Origin of the sequence: Sorangium sp. So ce1335 (genome assembly GCF_051521615.1) — a bacterium.
GTDB lineage: Bacteria > Myxococcota_A > Polyangia > Polyangiales > Polyangiaceae > Sorangium.
This window is the reverse complement of record NZ_CP150363.1, coordinates 1,773,875-1,797,235: the sequence shown is the minus strand read 5'-3', so window position 1 is coordinate 1,797,235 and position 23,361 is coordinate 1,773,875. Positions and strand designations below refer to the sequence as shown.

Here is a 23,361-nt window from a genome sequence, read left to right as displayed (position 1 = left end):
GCGCCCAGGGCGCCCCGCCAGGGACACGAAAGCCGCCGGCCGGGACAGGGAGAGGGCCGCCAGGGACAGGGGGGAACGCCGCCAGGGACAGGCGGCGCGCCGCCAGGGACAGGGGGGAACGCCGCCAGGGACAGGCGGCGCGCCGCCAGGGACAGGGGGAGCGCCGCCAGGGACAGGCGGCGCGCCGCCAGGGACAGCGAGAACGCCGCCAGGGACAGCGAGAACGCCGCCAGGGACAGATGCGAACGCGCCAGGGACACCCTGGCGGGACGGTTCCGCGGGGGCGCGTCGCCATCCGGTGCCTTGCCAGGGATTCCAGGGCGGCGTGACGACGGATCGCAGCCCGTCGGTGGCCCCGCCCAGCCCGAGCGCGCCAACAGCGGCGGCGAGCACGATGCGTCGTGCGCCTCGCGACCTCCGCTCGGGCCGGGGACCCGTCACATCTCCAGCTCGACGGCTTGAATGGGGCGCTCCGGGCCGGCATCGAAGCCGGGCGTAACCAGGGATCCATGGAGGACGCATGAACCTGCACCGCGCGCTCATCGGTCTGGCCGTTCTATCTTTGACGTCCCTCTCGTCCACGGCGGCTCTTGGGCGAGTCGCCGTGGATCTCTTCACCATCGATCCGAACGACTCGTCAGACAGCTCGGTCGGGGTGACCCGATTCAACTCGATGCGGGTGAGCGTCCGGACGACGCCGCCCGAGGAGGTCTACGCCGTCGAGGCGGAGTACGCCGGGGTGACGATCCCGCTCACGCGCAACCAAGGCAACACTACGTACTCCGGGACGTTCGACCTGACCCCGATCCCCTACGGTCCGTACACCCTCAAGGTCACCGCGTACGACAGGTACGGGGAAGCTTCGACGATTCAGCGACTCGTGCACCGGTACGCGCCCCCGACCATGTGGGTGGTCAGCCCGCGACCCTACACCCCGATCACCAGGGACACCCCCATCGTCGCGAGGTGCGTCGGAACTCCCCCCTACTCGTGCCTCAATTTCAGGGCGGCCGTGTCCAGCCAGATTGGCAAGGCTGAGACGCTGAAAGGGGGGCCGTCGACGTTGCCAGGAGCGATGGAGATCCGCCAGTCCCCATCGTCACCCCCGCTCCAGTCGGGCCAAGTGTTCAGGATCACGCTCCAGTCCGAGAACCCCGGCGGCGGCGTGCTGTCGATACCGGCCATCTATGGCATGTACACCCCCGTCTACTACGTCGAGGAGAGCCCGAAGCTCTCCGTGGTGCAGCGCGCCCCCGGCACCATCATCGATTTCGACGCGACGCGCATCCTGTTCCGCGATCACAACTACCTGCTCGGCGTCGTCGACCGCGCGACCGAGCTGGTCACCTACATCGGGGAGCTCCAGCCGCCCACGCCCCATACCAAGACCGAGGATTACGGCGCCCTCACGCCGTCAGGGGTCGTGATGCAGTCGTGGAACGGGTACCTCTTCGCGTGGGCGAACGGCCGCTTCAGCAGGACCGAGAGGCGCGGGTGGATCGACGCGGTGAACGGCGACTCGCTCCTCTGGATGACGCCCGACGAGGACCAGATCAACCTGCTCACGCTGACCACGGACGTCGATACGACGTTCCATCTCAGGCCAGGCACCACCACGCCGTTTCAGGCCGACATCGCGGCGTCCGGCGACATCTACTACAGCACGTACGAGGAACCGTCGATCCGCGGCCCGGGCGAGCTCCGGCTCGGGAACCACCCCGGCTACCTGCAGCGGCCGATCACGGACGGCACGAACGTCGCCGGCCGGTGGTGGAACGGGGCCGTGTGCTCGAGCTACCTCTATACAGCGGACGGCCAGGAGGTGTTCCTCGGCGACTCGAGGCAAGGCAACGCCGCGGGGCTGCTCGCGCATGCGGGGTACACGGCTTTCCTGAAGAGCGACGGCGCCGTCAATCAGGTCTGGGTGCGGACCCCGGCGGGTGATCTGCACCAGCTCAGCGACTTCCCGACGTCGAGCCGGTTCGACCAGCAGAGGCTCCGTATCGGGCACGACGGCATCAGCGATACGGGGGAGGTCGTGTTCCTGAACGACGGGAAACGTTACATCGGGCGCCCGGGGGAAGAGCCTGAAGAGATCGGCTCCGATCTCGGTCATGCGCGCTGGTTCGACGGGGGCTGGTACGTGACGCTCGGCAACACGCTGTTCGAGGTGGCGACCGGCGACGCGACGACGGGAGATGCCGCGGTCGCGGCGGAGGGGATGGCCGGGCGCCCCGTCATGGAACGATCGGAGGAGGAGCTCGATCTCGTGCACACGGCGCCGCTCGCCGCCGACACCGCCGAACCGCCGGCGCCGGATCCCAGCGAACCCGGAGCCGCCCCGGACACCTTCGAGGACGTCGAGGCGGCGGCGCTCTCCGGCGATCTCGCCAGCGCCGGCGCGCTCGGTGATCCGCCGCCGGCCGCCATGGGCTGCAGCGCTGGCCCGAGCGCCGCCGGCCAGAACGCAGGCTCGCAAGGTGCCACCGCGCTCGCCTCGGCGCTCGTGGGGCTCACGCTCGCCCGACGCGGCCGCAGGCGCTGCTGAAGGCGTCTCGTCGGGGCGGCGGCCGAAGGGCTCGCCGGGGTGTTCTCCTGATGGGATGTTCATGCGATCTCGTACTTGCCCGACCGGGTGCGCACAAGTCACTTTCGGATTCGCTGCATCACGCGAAGATACCGAAAGGTCTTGTCATGAAGACATATCTCAAGACGCTGTTTGCGCTCGCTGTAGCGGCGGCTCCGTTCGGCCTGGCCGCGTTCGCTTGCACCTCGGCCGACCGGGACGCGGCATCAGAGCACGTCGCCCCCGCCGAGGGTGATCTGAGCGGCCACGCGCGGTTCGGCGACTTCGACGCCGCGACAGATCGCAACACGCGCAGGATGCTCGAGCGAGGCCGGGAGATCTTCCGGTTCGACACCTTCGGAGATGAGGAGTTCTGGGGCGGCGAGCTCCGGTTGCACGAGGCGATCGCCGGCGTGACGCCGGCTCAGGCGCTGGACCTCGGGCTGAAGGTCGACGCGGACGCGCTCCCGCCGCGGCTACGGGACCAGATCGCGCGGGGTCGCGTGAACCTCGACGATCCCGCGGTGACGCTGCGCCTCCTGCAGCTCAACGCGGTCGTCGGGGTGACCGGCTTCTTCGACGACGGCGGCGCTCTCATCTCGATCGGCCTCCAGTGCGCCTTCTGTCACTCCACGGTCAACGACTCCGTGGCCCAGGGGATCGGCCAGCGCCTCGACGGCTGGTCCAACCGCGACCTGAACGTCGGAGCCATCGTGGCCTCGGCCCCGAACCTCCAGCCGTTCGTCGCCTTGCTCCGCGCGGTGGACCGGGACATCACCGAGGCGGACGTGAGGAACGTGCTCCTCAGCTGGGGGCCCGGCAAGTTCGACGCCCAGCTGATCCTCGACGGAAAGGCGTTCCGGCCTGACGGGACCTCCGCGGCCACCTTGATCCCCAATGCCTTCGACATGGCCGGTTTCAACGAGCACACATGGACGGGCAACTGGGGCTCGGTGCCCTACTGGAACGCGTTCGTCGCCGTGAACGAGCTCCACGGACGAGGGAACTTCTTCGATCCAAGGCTCGACGATCCTGTCAAGTACCCGGTCGCGGCGGCGGCCCGGCTCGGGCATGTGACCGTCGCGCCCGAGGAGGACCTCGTCACATCGAAGCTCCCGGCGCTGCACTTCTATCAGCTGGCGCTCCCCTCGCCGCGGCCTTTGCCCGGGGTCGACTTCGACCAACGCGCCGCCGCGCGCGGCCACGATCTCTTCATTGGCCAGGCCCGCTGCACCCGCTGTCACAATGAGCCGCTCCGGACCGACGCCGGCTGGAACCTCCACACGCCCAGGGAGATGCGGATCGACGGCTTTCAGGCGAACCGAGCGCCCGGCGGCTCGTACAAGACGATGAACCTGGCCGGCCTCTTCATCCGGGAACGAGGGCTTTTCATGCGGCCGGAGAACAAGGGCCGCTATTACCACGATGGCCGCTTCGCGACGCTGCTCGACGTCGTGCGTAGCTACGACGAGCGCTTCGGTCTGGGGCTCGCCTCCCAGCAGAAGCGCGATCTCGTCGAGTACCTGAAGTCGCTCTAGCGAGAGAGGCGCGGGCGCCTCGCGGGGCCCGGGATCAGCGCGTCGTCGAGCCGCCGAGCGTGGGGACCGGCTCGTCGCTCTCCACCGCCTGCGCGGCCGAGATCGCCGGAGTGGAGCACGTGTCCCCGTTCGCGTGCGCCGCGAGGAACGCATCGAGGACGCCCTCGCGGTGCGGGAGGAAGAAGTCGGTGAGCGCCCTGGCGAGATCCCCGTCCTCCCTGACATGGACGAACCGGAGCTCATCCCCCACCTCCGCGTCGATGCCGGCGCCCTCGTCGCCGGGCTCGCTCGCGTCGCCGCACGCGGCCAGAGAGGCGGACGCCGCCACGCACATGACCGCCGCGGCGAAAGGCAACCTGGAGAGCGCGGCAATCGACCGCGGGCATCGATCGGCCGCCGCCCGATCGAGCTCGCCCAGGTTGCGGCGTGCGGATGGCAATACTTACCGTCCTGGCAAAGATTGCCACCCGAGAAATGCAGAGGCATGGCAAAGATTGCCATCGCGCCACGCGCCCGCGCGATACGCCCGTGCTCCTTGCGTCGCTCGGGCGGCCGCGTCGAGGCGGTCCACCGATCCTCGGCGAGCCGCGCGCGCGCTTTCGGGGCCGGACGCGAGACCGCGGCGCGGGCGGAAGGGCTCGCGGCGCAGCGCCGGCGGGTGGCGGGGGCGGAGGGTGGAAGCGGGGCCGCCGTCGGCCCGCACCGAGAGGGGGGTGAGCGAGGGACCCGGCGCGGCGGGCGCGCCGGCGTCCATCACCGGAGGGCGCGCTCCGTCGCGGCCCCTGCGGCGTCCTCGCCCTCCGGTCCGGGGGCGAGCGCGAGGGGCGCAGTCCGCGTCAGGGCGCCTGGATCTTCGACTTGACCCAGCGCCCCGAGTCGGTGAGCTGGCCGTCGGACCAGGGGCCGCGCGCGCCCGCGCCCGGCCGGATCGCGGCGCACGCCTCGGCCTTGTCGACGATCGACCAGTTGAGCCAGCTGATGTTGTTGGTGCTCAGGAAGTCGAGCCAGGCCTGCGCCTCGCCGAGGTCGAGCGAGCCGTTGCCGCTCGCGTCGCAGGTGCCCCACTCGGTCACGAACAGCGGGAGGCCCGCGGCCATCGCGCTCGTCGCCTTGGTGCGAAGCCAGCCCTTGTGCGTGGCGGCATAGAAGTGAAGCGTGTAGGCGATGTTGCTGTAGCGCGTGATCTGGTTCCTGGCGGCCACGTCGACGTCCTGCGACCAGGTCGGCGTCCCGACGATGACGAGGTTGTCGGCGCCGGCGCCGCGGATCTCGCCGATCACCTCCTCCGCGTACGACTTCACCTGGTCCCAGGACTCGTTGTCCGGCTCGTTGTAGACCTCGAAGATCACGCCGGGCTCGTCGCCGTACTCCGTCGCCATCTCCCGGAAGAAGCGCTTCGCGGCCTCCTTGTGATCCGCCTGGGCCGCGTCGTGGTCGTGCCAGTCGACGATCACGTAGATGCCCCTGGCGATGGCGGCGTTGACGATGGTCCTGACCTTCTGCTTCTCCCCGGACGGGTCGTGGAGGTAACCGCGGCGGTCGGCGCTGATCGTCATCGCGGCGCGGACGATGCTGACGTCCCAGTCGTCCACGAGCGTGTCGACGGCGGAGGCGTTGTAGAACTTCTCCCCTTCCCAGATGCTCCAGAACAGGCTCATGCCCTTGAGCTGGAGCTCCGCCCCGTGCTCGTCGACGACGCGGTTGCCCATCGTCTGCAAGCGGCCGTGCCGCTCCACGGGCGTCCCCGTCACAGGGCCCGTCCCGGTCGACACCGTCGTCGAGCTCGTGGCGCTCGCGGTGGTGGTCACGCTCGACGTTGACGCGTCCCCGCCGGCGCCGCCGCTGCCGCCCGCGCCGCCCTCACCGCCGCTGCCGCCAGCGCCGCTCGTGGTGGTCGTCACGGCCGACGTCGACACGGCCGACGTCGAGGCGTCGCCGCCGCCCGCGCCGCCGCTGCCGCCCGCGCCGCTCGCGGTGGTGGTCACGCTCGACGTCGACGCATCGCCGCCGCTGCCGCCCGTACCGCTCGTGGTGGACGTCACGGTGGCCGTCGACGCGTCGCCGCCGCCGCCGCCCGCGCCGCTCGTGGTGGCCGCCACGGTCGACGTCGACGCGTCGCCGCCGCCCTCGCCGCCGCTGCCGCCGCTGCCGCCCGCACCGCCCTCGCCGCCGCTGCCGCCCGCGCTGCCCTCGCCGCCGCTGCCGCCCCCGCCGCCGCTGCCGCCCTCGCCGCCCGCGGAGGACGCCGACGACGCCGAGCCGCCGCCCGCGGAGGACGCCGACGTCGACGACACCGAGCCGCCGCCCGCGGAGGACGCCGACGTCGATGAGGCCGAGTCGCCTCCGCCGGACGCGTCATCCCCGCCGGAGCCCCCGCAGGCGAGCAGCATCACCGCCGGCACCGCGAGGTGCAGAAAGCCGCGCGTCCACCGCGCACCAGCGAACAACCCCGAATTCACGTCGTGGCTCATCGTCTTCTCCAAGAGAGGCGCTCGCCCGCTGCGCCCGGCATCGAGCGAAGGGAGTCAAGGAAGCGATCAGGCAAGCAAAGCCGACGCGGCTGATAGCAGGCCCGGCGCGAGGGGTGAAGGGGAAACTGGGAGTTCCGCCGAGCCCCGGGCGCACCGCGTCATCGCGGGGACGCCGAGCGAGGCCCGCGTCCTCCGGTGCGACCCGCAGGATCGTCTACCCCTCGCGGGCGGGCCGCGGCGCGCACCTCCTGCCGGGCATGGAGGCCGAGAGCCGGCGCGCTAAGCGCCTGTCGGCAGGAAGTCGCCGTGGAACCCGTGCGGCACGCGGCCCGGGAGCTCGACCTTCGCGACCGGCCCGCCCGCCACGTCGGTGGCGTCGAGCACGAGCAGATGGCTCCGGCGCGTCGCGCGGCTGAACACATAGGCAAGGAGCCACCCGTCGTCCTCGGCCGTCCCCTGGGGGTCCTGCACGAACAGCGCCTCGCCCGCCTCCTGGTCTGCGGGGAGCGCGTGAACGACGGTGTTGCCGGCGACCCAGTCGTATTTGAGGATCTGATTGAGCGCCGGGGTCGCCCCGGGCTCGGACGGCTCGAGCGTCGTCGTCACGCCGTATCCATAGCGGTATCCCCTGCCCTGCCGCGCCGGGTTGATGCGCGGGAACTCCACGAAGCGATCATCGAGCTTCGTGAGCGAGACCTTGGCCCGCGCCAGATCGATCGAGAAGCGGTGAGGGGTCCCGCTCGTGTTGAAATCGCTCGACCCCTTCTCCCAGAGCGACGGGAACCGCACCCCCTCCAGGTGGACCACGTCCGGATCGGCCGGATCATCCCATGCGTTCCACGTGTGGAACACGAAGCACGGGTCCACCTCGACCCATTTCACGTCCGCCGCCGTACCCGCGCGCGGCATCACCCCGAGGCGCGCGCCGCTCTCGGGCCTCCACACGTACGGGAGCGGGTCGCCCGCGATCGCCCGATCGAGATCGAACAGCATGGGCAGGTCCATGAACACCACGCGCGTCTCCGTCACCTGGAAGTCGTGCATCATCAGGGCGTTCGGCACGGGGATCGTCTCGGTCTGCACGAGCGCGCCGTTCGCGTCGCAGCGGTGGTACGTGATGATGGGCTCGGACAGCCCGTAGGCGAAGAACATCAGCTCGCCGGTCACCGGATCGAGCTTCGGGTGCGCCGTCATCGCCGTCTTCAGCTTGCCGGAGAAATCGTAGGGGCCGATGGTCGACAGATCGTCCTTCTTCATCTCGTAGGGCAGCCCCACCTCCTGGACGCAGAAGACGCGGCCCTGGTAGCCGAGGATACCCGTGCTCGCCTGGTGCTCCGTCAGCCCCGGCGGCCCTTCCCCCCGCCTCGCGCCGCCGAGGACCGGCGTCTGCACGAACCGCGCGCGATACCAGGGCGCCTTGCCCCTATCGAGCAGGATCCCGTGCACCATGCCGTCGCCGACGAACCAATGGGGCGAGTCGACCCCCTTGGGGTTCGGTCCGTTCCGCAGGTAGAGCCCGGAGAGCGTGGGCGGGAGCGCGCCGACGATCGCGAGGTCCCTCGCCTCGGACTCGTCGACCGGCGCGAAGTTCTTCCGGAGCCACCAGGGCTTGCTCGGATCGTCCGGGAGCGGATCGGGGCTGGGCGCGGAGGGCCCAGGAACGCCGGTCGGGCAGCCGGGAATGAGCGGGAGCCCGGCGAGCGAGAGCCCGCCGAGGCCAGTGAAATGGAGGAAATGACGGCGCGATAGCATGGGTCGGTCCTGGATCGATGAATTGATGGCCAGCAGGAGCGCGGCAGAAAACAGGGATCCAAAGATGATGCCAGCCCCCGGGTGCGGGCCCCGGCGAGGGCGCCTCCCACGCCGGACCTGGAGCGCCGAGCACGTGCTCGAGCGAGAGATGAACCGCCAAGGCGCCGAGGACGCCAAGGAGGAGAAGAAGAGGCCTTGGCGCCCTTGGCGTCTTGGCGGTTCGAGATTCTGCTCGTTTCAGGCGGGCTCAACCCGCTTGCCGCTCTAGCAATCGAAGATGCCGACGCCCCGCTCGAGCTCGCCGAATGGATCCACGAGCGCGCGAACGAAGAGACGTGCCGGCGCGCTCTCGATGCCGCCCGCCGCCCGCCAGGTGGCATGTCGGAGCTCGCCCAGGAGGGCGCCGGCGAGCGGCGTGTAGACGAGATCGAGGGCCGAGGGGCGCACGCCGTTGGCCTCGTAGCCGTACTCCCAGAGGTGGGTGCCGGCGATGGCGAACGCCGTCGCGGCCGCGGCGCCGAAGCGGCACGTCCGGGCCCTCATGTAGATCTCGCTGCCGAGCAGGGCGTGGCCTATCACGTTGATCGGCCAGGGGTCGTGATCCCACCGGAAGGCGGGCTGGGACGCGTCGAAGAGGGGCGGCTTCGTGATCGCCTCGCCGTAGTGGTGTCCCCAGCGCTCCAGGCGAAAGTCGGCGAACGGCTCGGGCCACAGCGCCGCTTCCACGCTGCGCGTCACCGTGAACACGGCCAGGGAGTGCACGATCGGCGGCGCCCAGGAGGGCTCGGCGCTCTCCGGCGCGGCGGCGCCCGCGCGCGGCGAGGCGGCCACGCGCACCCCCGCCGCGGGCGCGCGCTCCGGTGGAGCGGCACCGCCGGCCGGCGGAAGGGCCGAGTGGGTCCCCGCAGGGGCCGAGTGGGTCCCCGCGCGGGCCGGGTCGATCGGCGGCGGCGCCGTGGACCGGCCGGCGCACGCGGCCGAGAGGACGGCGAGGGCGGCGGCGGCGCACGGGTGGATCGAGGCCATCGGGGCAGCGGACGCGGCGCGCGCCGGATGCCGCGGCCGGAGGCGAGTCTACCGCGATGGCGCGCGCCGCGCGCCAGGAGAAGCAGGCGACGTCCTCGACCGCAGCGCCGACCGCGACGTGGGGCCTTGTCGCCCTTCTCCCTCCGCCCCGCGCCAGCGGCGCCGCGCGGCGCCTCCGGCCACCCACGCCTCGAGTAGGCTCCCGCCCCATGGCCGAGGTCATGATCATCACGGGCGGCAGCCGCGGGATCGGCGCCGCCACGGCGGCGCTCGCCGCAGCGCGGGGCTACGCGGTCGCGCTGAGCTACCGGCGCGACGAGGCCGCCGCGGCGAGGGTCGTCGACGCGATCCGGGCGCGCGGCGGCGTCGCCCTCGCGGTCGCGGCCGACGTGAGCGTCGAGGAGGACGTCGTGCGCCTGTTCCGGACCGTCGACGGCGCCCTGGGGCCGGTGACCGCGCTCGTGAACAACGCGGGCGCGCTCGACCGCCAGGCGCGCCTCGAGGACATGACCGCGGCGCGCGTCCAGCGCGTCCTCGGCACCAACGTCCTCGGCAGCTTCCTGTGCGCGCGCGAGGCGGTCCGGCGCATGTCGACGCGCCACGGCGGCGCGGGAGGCGCCATCGTGAACGTCTCGTCCAGGGCCTCGCAGCTCGGCTCCCCGGGCGAGTACATCGACTACGCCGCGTCGAAGGCCGCGGTCGACACGCTCACGATCGGCCTCGCGAAGGAGGTCGCCGCCGAGGGCATCCGGGTCAACGCCGTGAGGCCCGGCATCATCGACACCGACATCCACGCGAGCGGCGGCGACCCGGGGCGCGCCGCGCGGCTCGGCGCGACGCTCCCGCTCGGCCGCGCCGGCAGCCCCGACGAGGTCGCGCGCGCCATCCTGTGGCTCGCCTCGGGCGAGTCGTCCTACTGCACCGGCGCGCTGCTGGACGTCGCCGGCGGCCGCTGAGCCGCGCCGCCGCCTCGTCGCCCTCGCCTCACCGCCCCGCGCCGATCGCCTCGGCCACGACGGCCGCGAGCGTCCGCGCGGCCTCCCGGAGCGCGGGCTCCGCGTGCGCGCCGAACCCGAGGATGAGCCCCGGCGCTCGCGCCGCGGAGCGCGGGCGCGCCGCCGTGCTGCGCGACAGCGGCAGCGCGTCCACGCCCCGCGCCGCGAGCGCCTGGACGACGGCGACGTCGTCCGTGCCCGGGGGAAGGTCGAGCGTCAGCACCGAGCCCCCCGCCGGGGCGCGCGCCCGCACAGCGCCGGGCAGGACGCGCCCGAGCTCCGCGAGGAGGAGGTCGCGGCGGCGCCGCGTCGCCTGCTTCAGCTTGCGGAGGTGGCGCGCGAAGTGGCCCTCGTCGATGAAGTCGGCGAGCGCCGCCTGGAGCAGGTGGGGCGGCGAGCGCGTCGACGCCGCGCGCACCGCGGCCATGGGGCGCACGAGCGCGGGCGGCACGATCATGAAGCCGAGGCGCAGCCCCGGGAACAGCGAGCGGCTGAAGCTCCCGACGTGGATCACGCGGTCCTTCACGCCCTCGAGGTCGAGGGCGAGGAGCGACGGCAGCGGCGTGCCGTCGAACCGCAGCTCGCCCTCGTAGTCGATCTCGACGACGACGGCCCCGGCCTCGCCGGCCCACGACAGGAGCTCGATGCGCCGCGGGAGCGTGAGCCGCGCCCCGGACGGGAACGCGTAGGCCGGCGAAACGAAGGCGACGCGCGCCCGCGGCGCGCCCCGACGTCGATGCACGCCGACGCCGACGCGGAGCCCGTCCTCGTCGACAGGGATCGGGACCGGCCGCGCGCCCGCCATGCGCACCGCCGCGCGCAGGGCGAGCGGCCCCGGGTCCTCGATCCAGGCGGCGTCGCCCGGGTCGAGCAGCGCGCGGCAGCAGAGGTCGATGGCGCCCTGGGAGCCCTCCGTGATGAAGACCTGGTCGACCGTCGCGCGCACGCCGCGGGCCACCGCGACGTGGTGGAGCACGGCGCGCCGGAGCAGCGGCGCGCCCCGCGGATCGTCGAGCAGCGCGTCGGCGGCCGACATCGCGCGGAAGCGGCGCGCGAGGCACCTGTCGAGGATGCGCCACGGGAGCAGCTCGAGGTCCGGCAGGCCGACCCCGAACGGCCGCGAGCGGGCGCGCGTCTCGAGGAGCGCGTCGAGCTTGTCGGCCGGCACCACTGCCGCGAGGCGCCGCGCGCTCTTCGAGACGCGCGGCGAGGCGGCCGCGGGCTGGGCGCGGGCTGGGCCCTGCCCCCCCGCGCGCGCCGGCACGTGGGCGACGAGCGGCGCCCGGCGGGGGCGGACGACGATGGTGCCGTCCGCTGCCAGCGCCTCGTACGCCGCGACGGCGGTGTTTCTCGACACGCCGAGCTCCCGCGCGAGCTCGCGCGACGACGGGAGCTCGCGGTCGGGCTGGAGGACGCCCTCGAGCACGGCGCGGCGGAGCTGCTCGACGAGCTGCGCGGCCAGCGTCGCGGGCGCGCCGCGCTCGAGGCGGAGGAAGGCGTGGGTCGCCCGGGGACCGCGGGGGCCAGGGGAGCCGGAGGGACCGGAGGAGGCGCTTCGCGCTGGCACCATCGAAACCTGCCGCGGTGGCACTTTCCAGGGTGCCAGATCCGGGTCACGCTGTCGACGAGGAGACAGCCATGGCCACCGCGGAGGACCCCACGACCCCCGCCCGCCCGCGGCGGGCGTTCACCGACGGCAAGACCGGCGAGCTCTCGTCGCGCATCGCGCGGCGCGCCGCCGAGGCGCACGCGGGGCGGCCGATCGACCGGCTGCTCGCGGAGGACCTCCCGGGCAACGACCTCACCACGCTGCTCCTCCATTGCCTGCGGCAGCGCGCGCTGCGGAGGAGCTTCGCCGACGTCCTCGAGCACGCGGAGCGCGCGCCGATGACGCACGCCTCGGCCGCTGACGCGCGGCGGATCCACGCCTTCGACGCGGCGGCGTTCGCGGCGGCGGCGGACTTCGAGGCGGTGGATCTCGCGCCGGTCGAGCCGCTCGGCGCGGCCGCGTGCGCGGGCGTCGAGCCGAACAACGTGCTCGCGACGGTCCGCTTCGCCGAGGTCGCCGCGGATCCCACGACGGGGCTCGCGCTTCACGCGGCGCGGCGGCGGCGCGAGACAGAGCGCGGCGATCCGCTGCGCCTTTGTGCCAGCCAGCGCGTGCTGCGCATGCAGCCGACGAGGCACCCGGGCTTCTCGCCGCACTTCCGCCTGTTCGCGCTCGTGACGGCCGTCCGCTCGCCGTCCCGGGGCGAGGACGACGCGTGCGAGCGGCGGGCCCTCCTCGAGCAGCTCCTCGTCTGGGCCGACCTTGTCCGCGCGCTGCCGGGCGCCGGCTTCCGCGCGGCGGGGCTGCGCGTGGCGCTCTCCGACACGGCCCTCGTGCGGGCGTGCCTCGGCGCGCGCGGCGTCGACGCGGACGCGATGGCGCAGCGGGCGAAGGCGCACGAGCCCGGGTCGACGGAGGCCGCCCTGCGCGAGGCGTCGGTCGACCTGCCGCGCGCCGCGGCGGATCTCGTGGGCGCCGCGCGGTCGCTCGGCCTCGGCCCGGAGCTCGTCGCGCGGGCCGAGCGCTGGGTCGCCGAGGTGGCCGAGCCGCTCGCGCGCGCGCGGCCCGAGGTCGAGGTCGTCCACGATCTCGCGCGCCTGCAGGGGCTCGGGTACTACGCCGGGCCGTTCATCCAGCTCGTCGTGCGCCGGGACGACGGCCTCGAGCTGCCGCTCGGCGACGGCGGCGCGGTCCCTTGGCTCGGCGCGCTCCTCTCGAACCGCCGCGAGCGGATGATCGCGACCGGCCTCGGGACCGAGCTGCTCGTGAAGCTCTTCGATCGACCGACGCCGCGAGCCGGCGAGGCTCGACCGACGCCGCGAGCCGGCGAGGCTCGACCGGACACCCGACAGGAAGAACAGACGCCATGATCCTCGAGACCCCCTCCCTCACGCTCCGCCCCTTCACGCCGGCCGACGCCGACGCGCTCACGAAGAACGCGAACGACCGCCGCGTCTGGGCGAACCTCCGGGATCGCTTCCCGCACCCGTACACGCGCGCGGACGCCGAGGCCTGGATCGCGCACTGCGCGCAGGCCCAGCCCGCCGAGGCCCTGGCGATCGTCGTCGACGGCGAGGCGGCCGGCGCGATCGGGCTCGAGCGCTTCGGCGACGTGCACCGCTGCACCGCCGAGATCGGCTACTGGCTCGGCGCGGCGTACTGGGGGCGCGGGCTCGCCACCGAGGCGGTGCGCGCGCTGACGCGGGTCGGCTTCGAGCAGCTCGGCCTCGAGCGCATCCAGGCGGGGATCTTCGACTGGAACGGCGCGTCCTCCCGCGTCCTCGAGAAGGCGGGCTACGCGTTCGAGGCGCGGATGCGGCGCCACGTGGTGAAGGACGGGCGGGTGGGCGACGTGCTCCTCTACGCGCGCGTCCGGGAGGATGCCGGCGCGGCGCAGGACGGCGCGCGGCGGTGAAGCCGGGTTAGACTCCCCCCCGATGGTCTTCCGCGAGCCCGCCTTCCAGCGCGCCTCGGGCAGCGTCGTCCACGGCCCGTTCCCCATCCGCACAACGCGCCTCGTCGCCTCGATCCTGCTGCTCCTCGGCGCGATCGTCGTCTCGATGCTCGCGCTCTCCAAAGATCACCTCGCCTGCACGCCCGGCGCGCGGTGCGTCCTGACGCGCGCGATCCCCCCCAGGACGACCGGGTTCCCCGCGTCCTCGCTGCGCGACGTGCGCGTCGACATCAAGCGGGGGTCGAAGGGAGGCAGCCACGGCGTGGTCGTCCTCGTCGTGGACGGCGGCCACCAGCTCTCGTTGCAGCAGGTGAGCCCCGAGCGGGCCGCCGAGGTCGCGGCCGCCGTCCGCGCGGGCCTCGCGGGCGCGCGGCCGATCGACGTCACGCTGCGCGGCCCGTGGTGGGTCCTGCCGCTCGGGCTCGGGCTGCTCGCGATGGGGCTCACGATGGCGTACTCGTCCACGAAGGGCCTCGGGCGGTTCCACCTCGAGGTCACGCGCGGCGGCGCCGCGCTCCGCGTCCGGCGGCTCGTGCTCGCGATCCCGATCTCGTCGCGCGAGGTCTCCCTCGAGGGCGTCGCCGACGTGCGCGTCGAGGGCGGCAAGCTCGGCGAGATGTGGCTCGGCAAGGGAGAGGCGCCCACGCCGGCCGGGCGCCTCGTCCTCGTCGATCGATCCGGCGCGACGCGGCCGCTCACCGCGGCCGTCTTCCCCGGCCAGGCCGTGCACCTGCGCGCGGCCTCCGAGCTGCTGCGGATCCTCGGCCTCGAGCGCCAGCGCCACGGCGTCGAGGAGCAGCTCGCGTCGCTGCCGCGCGCGACGACGCCGATCGGGACGCGCATCGGGGCGGCGTGGATCGGCATGACCGTCGGCGCGCTCGCCGGCCTCGGGCTCCTCGGGCTCGCGGGCGTCGCGCTGGGCCTGCTCCGCACGAGCGATCCGATCGAGGCGTGGCTCTTCGCCGTCGGCGGCGGGGGCGGCTCGATCGCGGGAGTCGCCCTCGCCCTCTATCTCACACGGAGCCGGCCCCCACGCTGATCGCCCGTCATCGCAGCTCGGCTTTCGACGTCTGTCCACCGCGAGCCCGCGCTAGACTCGCCCCGCATGGATGTCGTCTCATCCTGTCCTCTCCGCGTCGCGTCGAGCCTCTGGCAGCCGCAGGCGGGCGCGTGGGCGCTCACGATCGTCTGCAAGGCGACCTACACGCTCGCGCCGGGCGAGTCGCCGCTCGCGCTGGAGCAGGACGAGCCCACGAGCGCGGACGTCTACTGGGAAGACGACGATCACCGCAGCCTGGCCCTCGGGAGCGATCTGGCCCCCTTCAAGCGGCGCGCCGACGTGCTCGTCGTCGGGCACGCCCACGCGCCCGGCCGGCTCCCGGTCACGTCGCTCCTCGCGCGGCTCGCGGTGGGCGCGCTCGACAAGTCGATCGCGGTGTTCGGCGATCGCGCGCTCACCGCCGACGGCGCGCCGGGCGAGCCCGCGCCGTTCGTGAAGATGTCGCTCCGGTGGGAGCGCGCCGCCGGCGGGGCCGGCACAGCGAACCCGGTCGGCGTACCGCCGGGCGCGGCGGCCGCGCCCAACCTCGAGCTGCCGGGCGCCCACGTCGCGGGCCGCCGCGACGTCATCGAGCCGGCGGGCTTCGGGCCGATCGCGCCGAGCTGGCCAGGCAGGGCGCACAAGCTGGGCTGGCACGCGGCGACGTGGGATCACGCGCGCTGGAGCGAGCAGCCGCTGCCCAACGACATCGACGCCGGCTACTTCAACGCGGCGCCGCCCGATCAGCAGATCGACGAGATATGCCCCGACGAGCGGATCGCGCTGGAGAACCTGCACCCGGTGCACCCGCGGCTCATCACGAGCCTCCGGGCCGCGGTGCCGCGCGCCGTCGTCGAATGGGCCGGCGGCCCCGCCCAGGAGAGGAAGCTCCGGTGTGACACGCTGTGCATCGACACCGACCGGGGGATCTGCTCGCTGACGTGGCGGGGGTACGTCCTCCTGGACCACCCGCAGCAGGCGGGCCGGGTGGTGATCACGCTCGCGGAGGAGCCGCGAGCGCAGGCGATCGCCGCGGTGCCCGGAGAGCTCGACGTCGCCGGTACGCTCCCCTCGTCGCTCGCGCAGATGCCGCGCGAGGCGCTCCCGTTCTCGGAGACCACCGAGATCCCGACCTCCGTGCCCCACGCCGCGCCGCCGCGCGAGGTGCTCCCGTTCGCCGGGACCACGGCGACCCCGACCCCCGTGCCTGACGCCGCGCCGCCGCGCGAGGTGCTCCCGTTCGCCGGGATCACGGCGACCCCGACCCCCGTGCCTCACGTCGTGCCGGCGCGCGAGGTGCTCCCGTTCACCGGGACCGCGGAGATCCCGACCCCCGTGCCTGACGCCGCGCCGCCGCGCGAGGTGCTCCCGTTCGCCGGGATCACGTGGACCCCGCTCCCCGTGCCTGACGCCGCGCCGCCGCACGAGGTGCTCCCGTTCGCCGGGATCACGTGGACCCCGCTCCCCGTGCCTGACGCCGCGCCGCCGCGCGAGGTGCTCCCGTTCGCCGGGACCACGGAGATCCCGCCCCTCTCGCCGCCGCCCGCCGAGCTCGGCGCGCCGCGCGTGCCGTCGTCGCCCCTGTGGCCGGAGCCCCCCTCGCACGATCCCGTGGGCGCGGAGGCCGTCGCGCCGAGCGTGCCTCCCCCCGTCGCGGAGCCGCCGCGGATCGGCCCGCTGGCGGCGATCGAGGCGCCGCCGCCCCCGGAGCCGCGGGAGGCGCACGCCCCGGAGGAGCCCGCGCCCGCCACACAGAGGGCTGCGCCGGCGGCGGCAGCGGACGTGCGGGAGCCGACGACGGAGGAGCTCTCCGTCGAGGCGTGCGCCGCGCTCGACGCATCGATGGCGCTGCGCCCGCACGACAAGGATCTCCTCCTGCGCGAGGGTCGGCTCGATGAGGCCGCGTGGGCGCGGCTCCGCGCCGCCTGGGCGGCGGAGATCAAGCGCGAGCTGCGGCGAGGCCGGAACGAGCTGCTCCGCAGCTACGACGCGGCCTACGTGGCGCAGCTGGAGAGAGAGCGCGGGCCCATCACCGCCGACGAGCTCGCGCGCATCACCGTGGGCGCGGAGCGCGGCGATCTCGCGGAGGCGCTTCGCGACATCGGGCTGCCGGACGAGAGCGCGATTCGCATCCAGCGGACGTGGATCGCCAGGATCGCGCGCGACGCGGCGCTCGGCGACGAGGTGCGCAAGGCGGTGACGAGGGCGCGCGCAGGGTGAGCGGGAGCCCGCGCGCACGGGCGCGTCCGGGCATTCCGCGTGCGCTCGCGCGCTTGCGACCCTAGCGCGGCTCACGTAGCATCGTCCCCCCTGCCCGTCGCGCGTCGGCGGTCCCCGGCGAACCCCAGGATGAGATGAGGTCATGACCACCCCCTCTTCACACCTCTTGTCGGTCCAGGTCGCCTCCGGCGACTCGCTCGATGTGCGACAGTTCCAGATCACCGAGCAGCTCTCGAAGCTGTTCTCGGTGTCCGTCCTCGCGCACAGCGCCAACCCGGACATCGATTTCGAAGCGATCGTGGGGTATCCCGCGTCGTTCACCGCGCACTTCGGCGCGGAGGTGCCTGCCTCGCGGACGTGGTCCGGCGTCTGCACGTCGCTGCAGCAGGTCGCGGTCGAGCCGGACGGGCTCTCCACGTACCAGATCGACATCGCCCCGTCCCTCTGGTTCCTCACGCAGCGCCGGCGCAACCGCATCTTCCAGCACCTGTCGGAGCTCGGGATCGTGGAGAAGATCCTGGACGAGTGGGGCGTCCCGTTCGACAGGCGCATCTCGCTCGAGCACAAGAAGCGCAAGTACCGCGTTCAGTACGGGGAGAGCGATTTCGCCTTCATCTCGCGGATGCTCGAGGACGCGGGCATCAGCTTCTACTTCGACGCCGCTTCCGGCGACAGCAAGCTGGTGCTCTGCGATACCCCGCAGGGCAACGAGACGCGCCGGCCGATCCGGTTCATCGATGCGCCGGGCGGCCGCGACCTGGAGCACGTCACCGCGGTGCGCGTCGGCCGCAAGGTCCGGCCGGGGAAGTACACGCTGCGCGATCAGGATTACCGCAGACCGCCGACGTACCGTCTGATGCAGTCCGGGACGGGCGGCAACGCGCCGGAGCAGGGGCTCGAGCGATATCACTACGTGCCCGGCGCGTTCCTGTTCGAGAGCGCGAAGGGGGACGACACGCCGGCCGCCGACGACAAGGGAAAGTACCGCACGGACGAGCGGGTCGGGACGGAGCTCGCGCAGAGGCGGCTCGACGCCAAGCGCGTGACGGCGCGGACCATCCAGTTCGAGACGAACTGCCTCGACGTCGCGCCGGGCGTGGTCGTCACCTTCCTCGATCACCCGAAGAGCGAGGTCTCGGCCGGCAAGCGCCTCCTCGTCACCTCGGCGGAGATCTCCGGCACCTACGGCGGGGAGTGGTCGCACGCGTGCCGGGCCGTCAGCGCGGACATGCCGTATTACCCGGCGCTCTCCACGCCCAAGCCGAAGAGCCAGGGCGTCGAGACGGCCACCATCGTCGGGCCGCCCGGCGAGACGATCCACGTGGACGAGTTCGGGCGCGTGCGCGCGCAGTTCCACTGGGACCTGGAGGGGTCGATGGACGACGCCTCCTCGTGCTGGATCCCCGTCTCCCAGACGGGGGCGGGCGGCGGCTTCGGCCACGTGAACCTCCCGCGGGTGGGCCAGGAGGTGATCATCGACTTTCTGGGAGGCGACCCGGACAGGCCTGTCGTCGTCGGCCGCGTCTACACGAACCTGCAGAAGGTGCCTTATTCGCTCCCCGCGATGAAGACGCAGAGCGGGTGGAGGAGCCAGACGATCGGCGGGGCGGGCTACAACGAGATCATGTTCGAGGACGCGCCCGGCCGCGAGCTCATGCGCGTCCAGGCCGAGCGGGACGCGACGACGCTGGTCAAGCACGACGAGTCCGTCACCGTCTGCAACGACCGCACGACGACCATCGGGAACAACGACGCCCTGACGGTCGGCAACGACCGCACCCACACGATCGGCAACAACGAGTCCATCCAGATCGGCAACTCGCAGACGGTCCTCATCGGCGTCAACCAGTCGATCACCGTAGGCGCGGATCAGACGATCACGCTCCCGGCCGGCAACCAGACCGAGACCATCACCGGCAACCGGACCTTCACGCTCACGGGCGATCTCACCGAGACGATCACCGGCAACAGCGCGCTCACGCAGGTGGGCAACCAGACAGAGCAGGTGACGGGCGACTCGTCGCGCACGCAGACAGGCAGCCAGTCGGTCACGCTGATCGGGGACCGCACGCACATCCAGCTCGGCAGCCAGACCGAGCTGCAGGCGGGGAGCCAGAGCTCGCTCCAGCTCGGCGACCGGACCGACGTGCAGATCGGCGGCCGCAGGGATTTCCAGCTCGGCAGCCGGCTCGACGTGCAGCTCGGCGGCACGACCCGCCTCGAGATCGGCGCCCTGAGCGACACGGTCATCGGCACGCGCACCGAGGGGACGAGCGCCGACTCCACCGAGAACGTCGGCGCGGCAAAGAACGTCAACGCCGCCACCTGGACCGTGACCACCGGCGCGGCGAAGATCGAGGGCGGAGCGTCGTTCGAGGCGAGCGGCGCCGCGGTCAAGGTGACCGGGGGCGCCATCAACATCGAGGCCGGTGGCGAGACCGTCATCAAGGGCAGCATCATCCGCCTCAACTGAGAGCACCGTGATTCCAGCGAGGACCCGATGAGCGCTCACGATCCGGAAGGCTCCGCCCCGCCCGCCGCCGCGCCCGACGCGGACGCGGGCGCCGCGCCGAGCACCCTCGCCCTCGCGCACGGCCACTCCCTGGTCGTCGAGGGGGGACAGGAGCACAACCGCCTCCAGCTCGTGGACCCGAGCGGCGCCGCCCACCTGGAGATCTCCATCGGTCCGGAGGGCATTCGCCTCGTCGTGCGCGGGGCCGGCCTGTCGCTGGCGACGACGGGCGCGCTGGCGATCGAGGCCGACAGCCTGTCGCTCCACGGCAAGAACGGCATCTCGCTCACGACGGAGGGGGACGCCCGCGTCGAGGCCGCCGGCCGCCTCGAGACCGTCGGCCGCAGCCAGCTCATCCGCTCGGCGCGCGGCAACGTGCGCGTCCAGGCCAACGACGACGTCGAGGTCGTTGGCGAGCGCGTCCGGCTGGGCTCCTGACGGGACGAGGCGAATGGAGCTCGAGAACCACACCCGATTTCCCGCGCGGCTGTTCCGCACGGCCATCGACGACGATCGCATCGCGGCGTCGCTCGTGACGAAGATCACCTACGACATCCGGGGGACCGAGCTCGTGCCCAGCGAGTCGCAGCCCTGGCGGATCTCGGCGGAGCCGTGGGAGAGCGAGTACGGCGTCATCGACACCGATCAGCTCTTTTACCGCGGCGGGGTCGATCTCTTCCTCTTCGGCCACGCGCGCCCCGAGAAGCCCGGGACGACGCAGTTCACCCTGTCCATCCTCGTGGGCCGCGAGTGGAGGCGGGAGGTCGTCGTCTCCGGCGTGCGGGTGTGGCGAAAGGGCGTGTCCGGTCTCTCTCCGACGTCACCGCTGCCGATCGAGGCCATCCCGCTCACGATGGCCTACGCGTACGGCGGCAGGGACGAGTGGGATGGGCTGGACGTGCCCTATCCCCTCAACCCGGACGGGATAGGCTGTTATTTCTGGCCGCACAGCGCCGAGGACAGGCCGCTCCCGAACCTGGAGGAGCCCGACCAGCTCATCTCGTCGTGGGACGACAGGCCGCTGCCCGCGGGCGTGGGCCCCTGCCCGCCCATGAGCGGCATCCGCCTCGCGCGCCTCGCCGGGCCGTCGCTGCACGCGCACGCGGCGGGCGCGCCCGACGCCGCGGCCGCGGGGCCGCCCCTCCAGTTCGACGCCACCTTCTTCAACGCGGCCCACCCGCGCATGATCGTGCCCTCGATCGAGCCGGGCACGCGCATCGCCGTCGACGGCGTGACGGGCGGGGCGCCGCTCGTCCTCGACCTGCCGGAGGCCCGGCCGCGCGCCCGGGTGCGCTTCGAGGACGAGGTGGACGAGCGCCCGCTCGCCATCGACCAGGTCGGCATCGAGGCCGACAAGGGGCGCGTCTTCGTCAGCTATCGATTCCCGTTCCGGTACGTCGTGGTCCCCGAGCAGATCCGCGAGGCGCACCTCTTTCTCTGAGGCCGATCATGTACTGCAACGTCCTCGTCCACGTGAACCCGATGATCGGCCTGGACCCGCACACGGCGCTCCCGCCGCCGGTCGGCCTGCCGATCATCCCGATCCACGCCCACATCACCGGCGCGTTCAACCACCTGGGCATCTGGGGCTTCGCCACGGCGAAGGACAGCTCCATCGTCCTGTGCGACGGCAACAAGACGATGCAGCGGGGGACGGACATCGGCTTCTTCGTCATCCACGTCCCGATACCGCTCATCCCTCACTTCCTGCTCCCCATCTGGAACACGCTCACCGGCTCCAAATCGGAGTTCGGCGTCAACGCCGTGCTCGTGGAGGAAGCGCCGGTCGCGGTGGCGGTCGCCAAGATCGTCAACCTCAACCTCAACTGCTTCGGGTACACGTCGCCGCTGCCGGGCGTGGGGGTCGTGATCACGTGGACCAGCGTCCAGGCGGCCATGTCGCTCGCCGACTTCCTGGCGGGGCTCGCCGCGGCGGTCGTCGACTGGGCGCTCCAGGCCCTCGTGAACAAGCTGACGGCGACCAAGGCGTTCGGCCGGTTCGTCGACCGGATCACCGGCCCGCTGTGGCGCCGCATCGCGCCCGGGCTCGTGGAGCGCCTGCCGGCGGGCACGATGCTCGGCTCGGCCTTTCACGCGACCGGCTGGAACCGGTCCGCCGCCTACTTCGCAGGCAACATCCCCGCCGCGGCGATCAGCATCCTGGGGCACGGCTCCCCGCTCGGGTACTCGGCCCCGTGGACCCCGGGCGGCGGCCTCAACATCGGCGGCACCTCGCATTTCGACCCGTCCGGGTGGGCGCACAGCGCTGTGTACGACTACTTCAACAGCCCCTCGGTGCCCCAGTATCCGTCCGCGCCGGCGGGGCCCGTGCCCGTGCCCGCGCCGGGCCCCGCGCCGACCCCTCCGGCGCCCTCCGCGACGCCCTCGCCCACCACCACGACGCCTGCGCCCACCGCGCCGGCGCCGCCCACAACGACCCCTGCGCCGACCCCGGGCCCGGCGCCCACGCCGACAGGTGGGCGATGAAGGAATCGTTCTCCAGCCCCGGCCCCACGGCGCGCCAGCTCTCGGCGAAGGATCCCGAGGGCGGGCAGATCCTCTCCGTTGTCTGCAAGCGGACGTACAGCGTCGACGGCCGCGGCCGCCTCTCGCGCGCGCCCGAGCAGGTCCCGCTGTTCGAGGACTTCATCCTCGACCCGGCCGCGCCCGCGGTCATCGTCCACGACACCGACCTCGTCGCCTTCAAGCCCCTCACCGACGTGCTCGTGCTGGGCCACGCGTACGCGCCCGGCCCTTCCTCCTCCGTCCTCACGGCGGTGCGCGTCGGCGAGCGCTCCAGGCAGGTGCTCGTCGTCGGCGACAGGCGCGTTGCGCTGTCGCACGCAGGGCGCCTCCTGTTCTCGGATCCGGCGCCGTTCGAGCGGATGCCGCTCGGCTACGACCGGGCTTACGGCGGCATCGACGCCGTGGCCGAGGCGCGGCTCGGCGATCCCACCGCGGCGATCAAGGCGTGCATGCCGCGCGAGGCGCAGGGCCCCGGCGCGAGCGAGTACAGCTATCCGCGCAACTTCGCGGGGAAGGGCTACCTGATCGAGGCCACGCCCGACGCGGTGGAGGCCCTGGTCCTGCCCAACCTGGAGGACCCCGAAGACCGGCTCACGCCGGAGCGGCTCGTCGTGGGCAGCACCCGGGCGTGGCCCAGGATGCCGCTCCCCGCTTCGTACGGCGCGCTGGACTACGGGTGGTTCCCTCGCCTCGCGTACATGGGGGTCGTGCCGCTCCACGATGACGAGCACGCCGTGTTCCAGGAGGTGCGGCGCGGCTTCGCGCCCGCGTCCGTCCTGAAGGAGACCTTCCTGAGCGCGGACCCCGACGTCGACTTCCGCTTCACGTGCTGCGGATCGCTGGGGTTACAGCTCCCGCACCTCGCGGGCGACGAGGAGCTCGTCCTCTACAACCTGCACCCGCGGCACCCGAAATGGGAGATCCGGCTCCCCGGCGAGCGGCCCGAGATCGCCACGGATGGCCGCAACGGCAAGATGAACAAGGCCGATCCGGTGATCCAGACGGTCACGATCGAGCCCGATCTCGATCGCGTCACCGTCGTGTGGCGGGGCGCTGCCAGGGCGATCCGCCCTTACATGCCGGCGGAGCTGGAGAAGATGCCGCTCCGCGTGGCGTGGTGAGCGTGGCCGTCGCGCGCCCGCGGCGAGGAGCCGCTCCGCGCGGCGGTGCGAGGGTGGCCGTCGCGCGTCCGCGGTGAGACGCCGCTCCGCGT

General features: G+C 73.0%; 17 protein-coding genes. 12 read left to right on the top strand and 5 right to left on the bottom strand.

Translation table 11 applies throughout. From position 1 onward, the window contains the following. The first annotated feature begins 1,123 nt into the window (after positions 1-1,123). Both WMF24_RS06595 and WMF24_RS06590 read left to right on the top strand, forming a co-directional pair. Positions 1,124-2,548 carry a hypothetical protein gene (locus WMF24_RS06595; protein ID WP_437735502.1) on the top strand — a complete coding sequence of 475 codons (1,425 nt, stop codon included), beginning with the start codon at positions 1,124-1,126 and terminating at the stop codon, positions 2,546-2,548. Positions 2,549-2,694: 146 nt separating this feature from the next. Beyond that, complete coding sequence (locus WMF24_RS06590) at positions 2,695-4,104, top strand: hypothetical protein (protein ID WP_437735501.1); 1,410 nt, start codon at positions 2,695-2,697, stop codon at positions 4,102-4,104. Positions 4,105-4,138: 34 nt separating this feature from the next. Here WMF24_RS06590 and WMF24_RS06585 read toward each other — a convergent pair whose 3' ends face one another. The 4 genes from WMF24_RS06585 to WMF24_RS06570 form a co-directional block, all read right to left on the bottom strand. Next, the gene (locus tag WMF24_RS06585) at positions 4,139-4,543 is read right to left on the bottom strand and encodes a hypothetical protein (RefSeq protein WP_437735500.1); all 405 of its coding nucleotides are present in this window, start codon (positions 4,541-4,543) and stop codon (positions 4,139-4,141) included. Between the two features lie 397 nt (positions 4,544-4,940). Continuing rightward, positions 4,941-6,575, bottom strand: a complete 1,635-nt coding sequence (locus WMF24_RS06580) for a glycoside hydrolase family 5 protein (RefSeq protein ID WP_437735499.1) — start codon at positions 6,573-6,575, stop codon at positions 4,941-4,943. A 279-nt stretch (positions 6,576-6,854) separates the two neighbouring features. Next, positions 6,855-8,327: a carotenoid oxygenase family protein gene (locus WMF24_RS06575; protein WP_437735498.1), complete on the bottom strand. Its 1,473-nt coding sequence runs from the start codon at positions 8,325-8,327 to the stop codon at positions 6,855-6,857. 264 nt (positions 8,328-8,591) lie between these two features. Then, positions 8,592-9,353, bottom strand: a complete 762-nt coding sequence (locus tag WMF24_RS06570; RefSeq protein ID WP_437735497.1) for a DUF3943 domain-containing protein — start codon at positions 9,351-9,353, stop codon at positions 8,592-8,594. Positions 9,354-9,562: 209 nt separating this feature from the next. On the opposite strand from WMF24_RS06570, the gene WMF24_RS06565 reads away from it, so the two are divergent. Next, positions 9,563-10,309 (top strand): SDR family oxidoreductase, encoded by a 747-nt coding sequence (locus tag WMF24_RS06565; RefSeq protein ID WP_437735496.1) that lies wholly within the window; start codon positions 9,563-9,565, stop codon positions 10,307-10,309. A gap of 28 nt (positions 10,310-10,337) precedes the next feature. Here the strand turns inward: WMF24_RS06565 and WMF24_RS06560 are convergent, their stop codons facing one another. Continuing rightward, the gene (locus WMF24_RS06560) at positions 10,338-11,918 is read right to left on the bottom strand and encodes a PLP-dependent aminotransferase family protein (RefSeq protein ID WP_437735495.1); all 1,581 of its coding nucleotides are present in this window, start codon (positions 11,916-11,918) and stop codon (positions 10,338-10,340) included. Positions 11,919-11,986: 68 nt separating this feature from the next. Here WMF24_RS06560 and WMF24_RS06555 point away from each other — a divergent pair, with 68 nt between their 5' ends. The 9 genes from WMF24_RS06555 (at position 11,987) to WMF24_RS06515 (ending at position 23,269) form a co-directional block, all read left to right on the top strand. After that, positions 11,987-13,267, top strand: coding sequence for a hypothetical protein (locus WMF24_RS06555; protein WP_437735494.1), 1,281 nt, complete (start codon positions 11,987-11,989; stop codon positions 13,265-13,267). Further along, on the top strand, positions 13,264-13,812 hold the full coding sequence (locus WMF24_RS06550) for a GNAT family N-acetyltransferase (protein WP_437735493.1): 549 nt from the start codon (positions 13,264-13,266) through the stop codon (positions 13,810-13,812). The genes WMF24_RS06555 and WMF24_RS06550 overlap by 4 nt, the downstream gene beginning before the upstream one ends. 22 nt (positions 13,813-13,834) lie before the next feature. Then, positions 13,835-14,890 (top strand): hypothetical protein, encoded by a 1,056-nt coding sequence (locus WMF24_RS06545; RefSeq protein WP_437735492.1) that lies wholly within the window; start codon positions 13,835-13,837, stop codon positions 14,888-14,890. Positions 14,891-14,956: 66 nt separating this feature from the next. Beyond that, positions 14,957-17,110, top strand: coding sequence for a DUF2169 domain-containing protein (locus tag WMF24_RS06540; RefSeq protein WP_437735491.1), 2,154 nt, complete (start codon positions 14,957-14,959; stop codon positions 17,108-17,110). A 142-nt stretch (positions 17,111-17,252) separates the two neighbouring features. Next, positions 17,253-19,583, top strand: a complete 2,331-nt coding sequence (locus WMF24_RS06535) for a type VI secretion system Vgr family protein (RefSeq protein WP_437735490.1) — start codon at positions 17,253-17,255, stop codon at positions 19,581-19,583. Positions 19,584-19,610: 27 nt separating this feature from the next. After that, entirely contained in the window at positions 19,611-20,060 is a 450-nt protein-coding gene (locus tag WMF24_RS06530) for a hypothetical protein (protein WP_437735489.1), read from the top strand. 13 nt (positions 20,061-20,073) lie between these two features. Next, positions 20,074-21,063, top strand: coding sequence for a DUF2169 domain-containing protein (locus tag WMF24_RS06525; RefSeq protein ID WP_437735488.1), 990 nt, complete (start codon positions 20,074-20,076; stop codon positions 21,061-21,063). An 8-nt stretch (positions 21,064-21,071) separates the two neighbouring features. After that, entirely contained in the window at positions 21,072-22,109 is a 1,038-nt protein-coding gene (locus WMF24_RS06520; RefSeq protein WP_437735487.1) for a hypothetical protein, read from the top strand. Next, positions 22,106-23,269, top strand: coding sequence for a DUF2169 family type VI secretion system accessory protein (locus WMF24_RS06515; protein WP_437735486.1), 1,164 nt, complete (start codon positions 22,106-22,108; stop codon positions 23,267-23,269). The genes WMF24_RS06520 and WMF24_RS06515 overlap by 4 nt, the downstream gene beginning before the upstream one ends. The last annotated feature ends 92 nt before the right edge of the window (positions 23,270-23,361 follow it).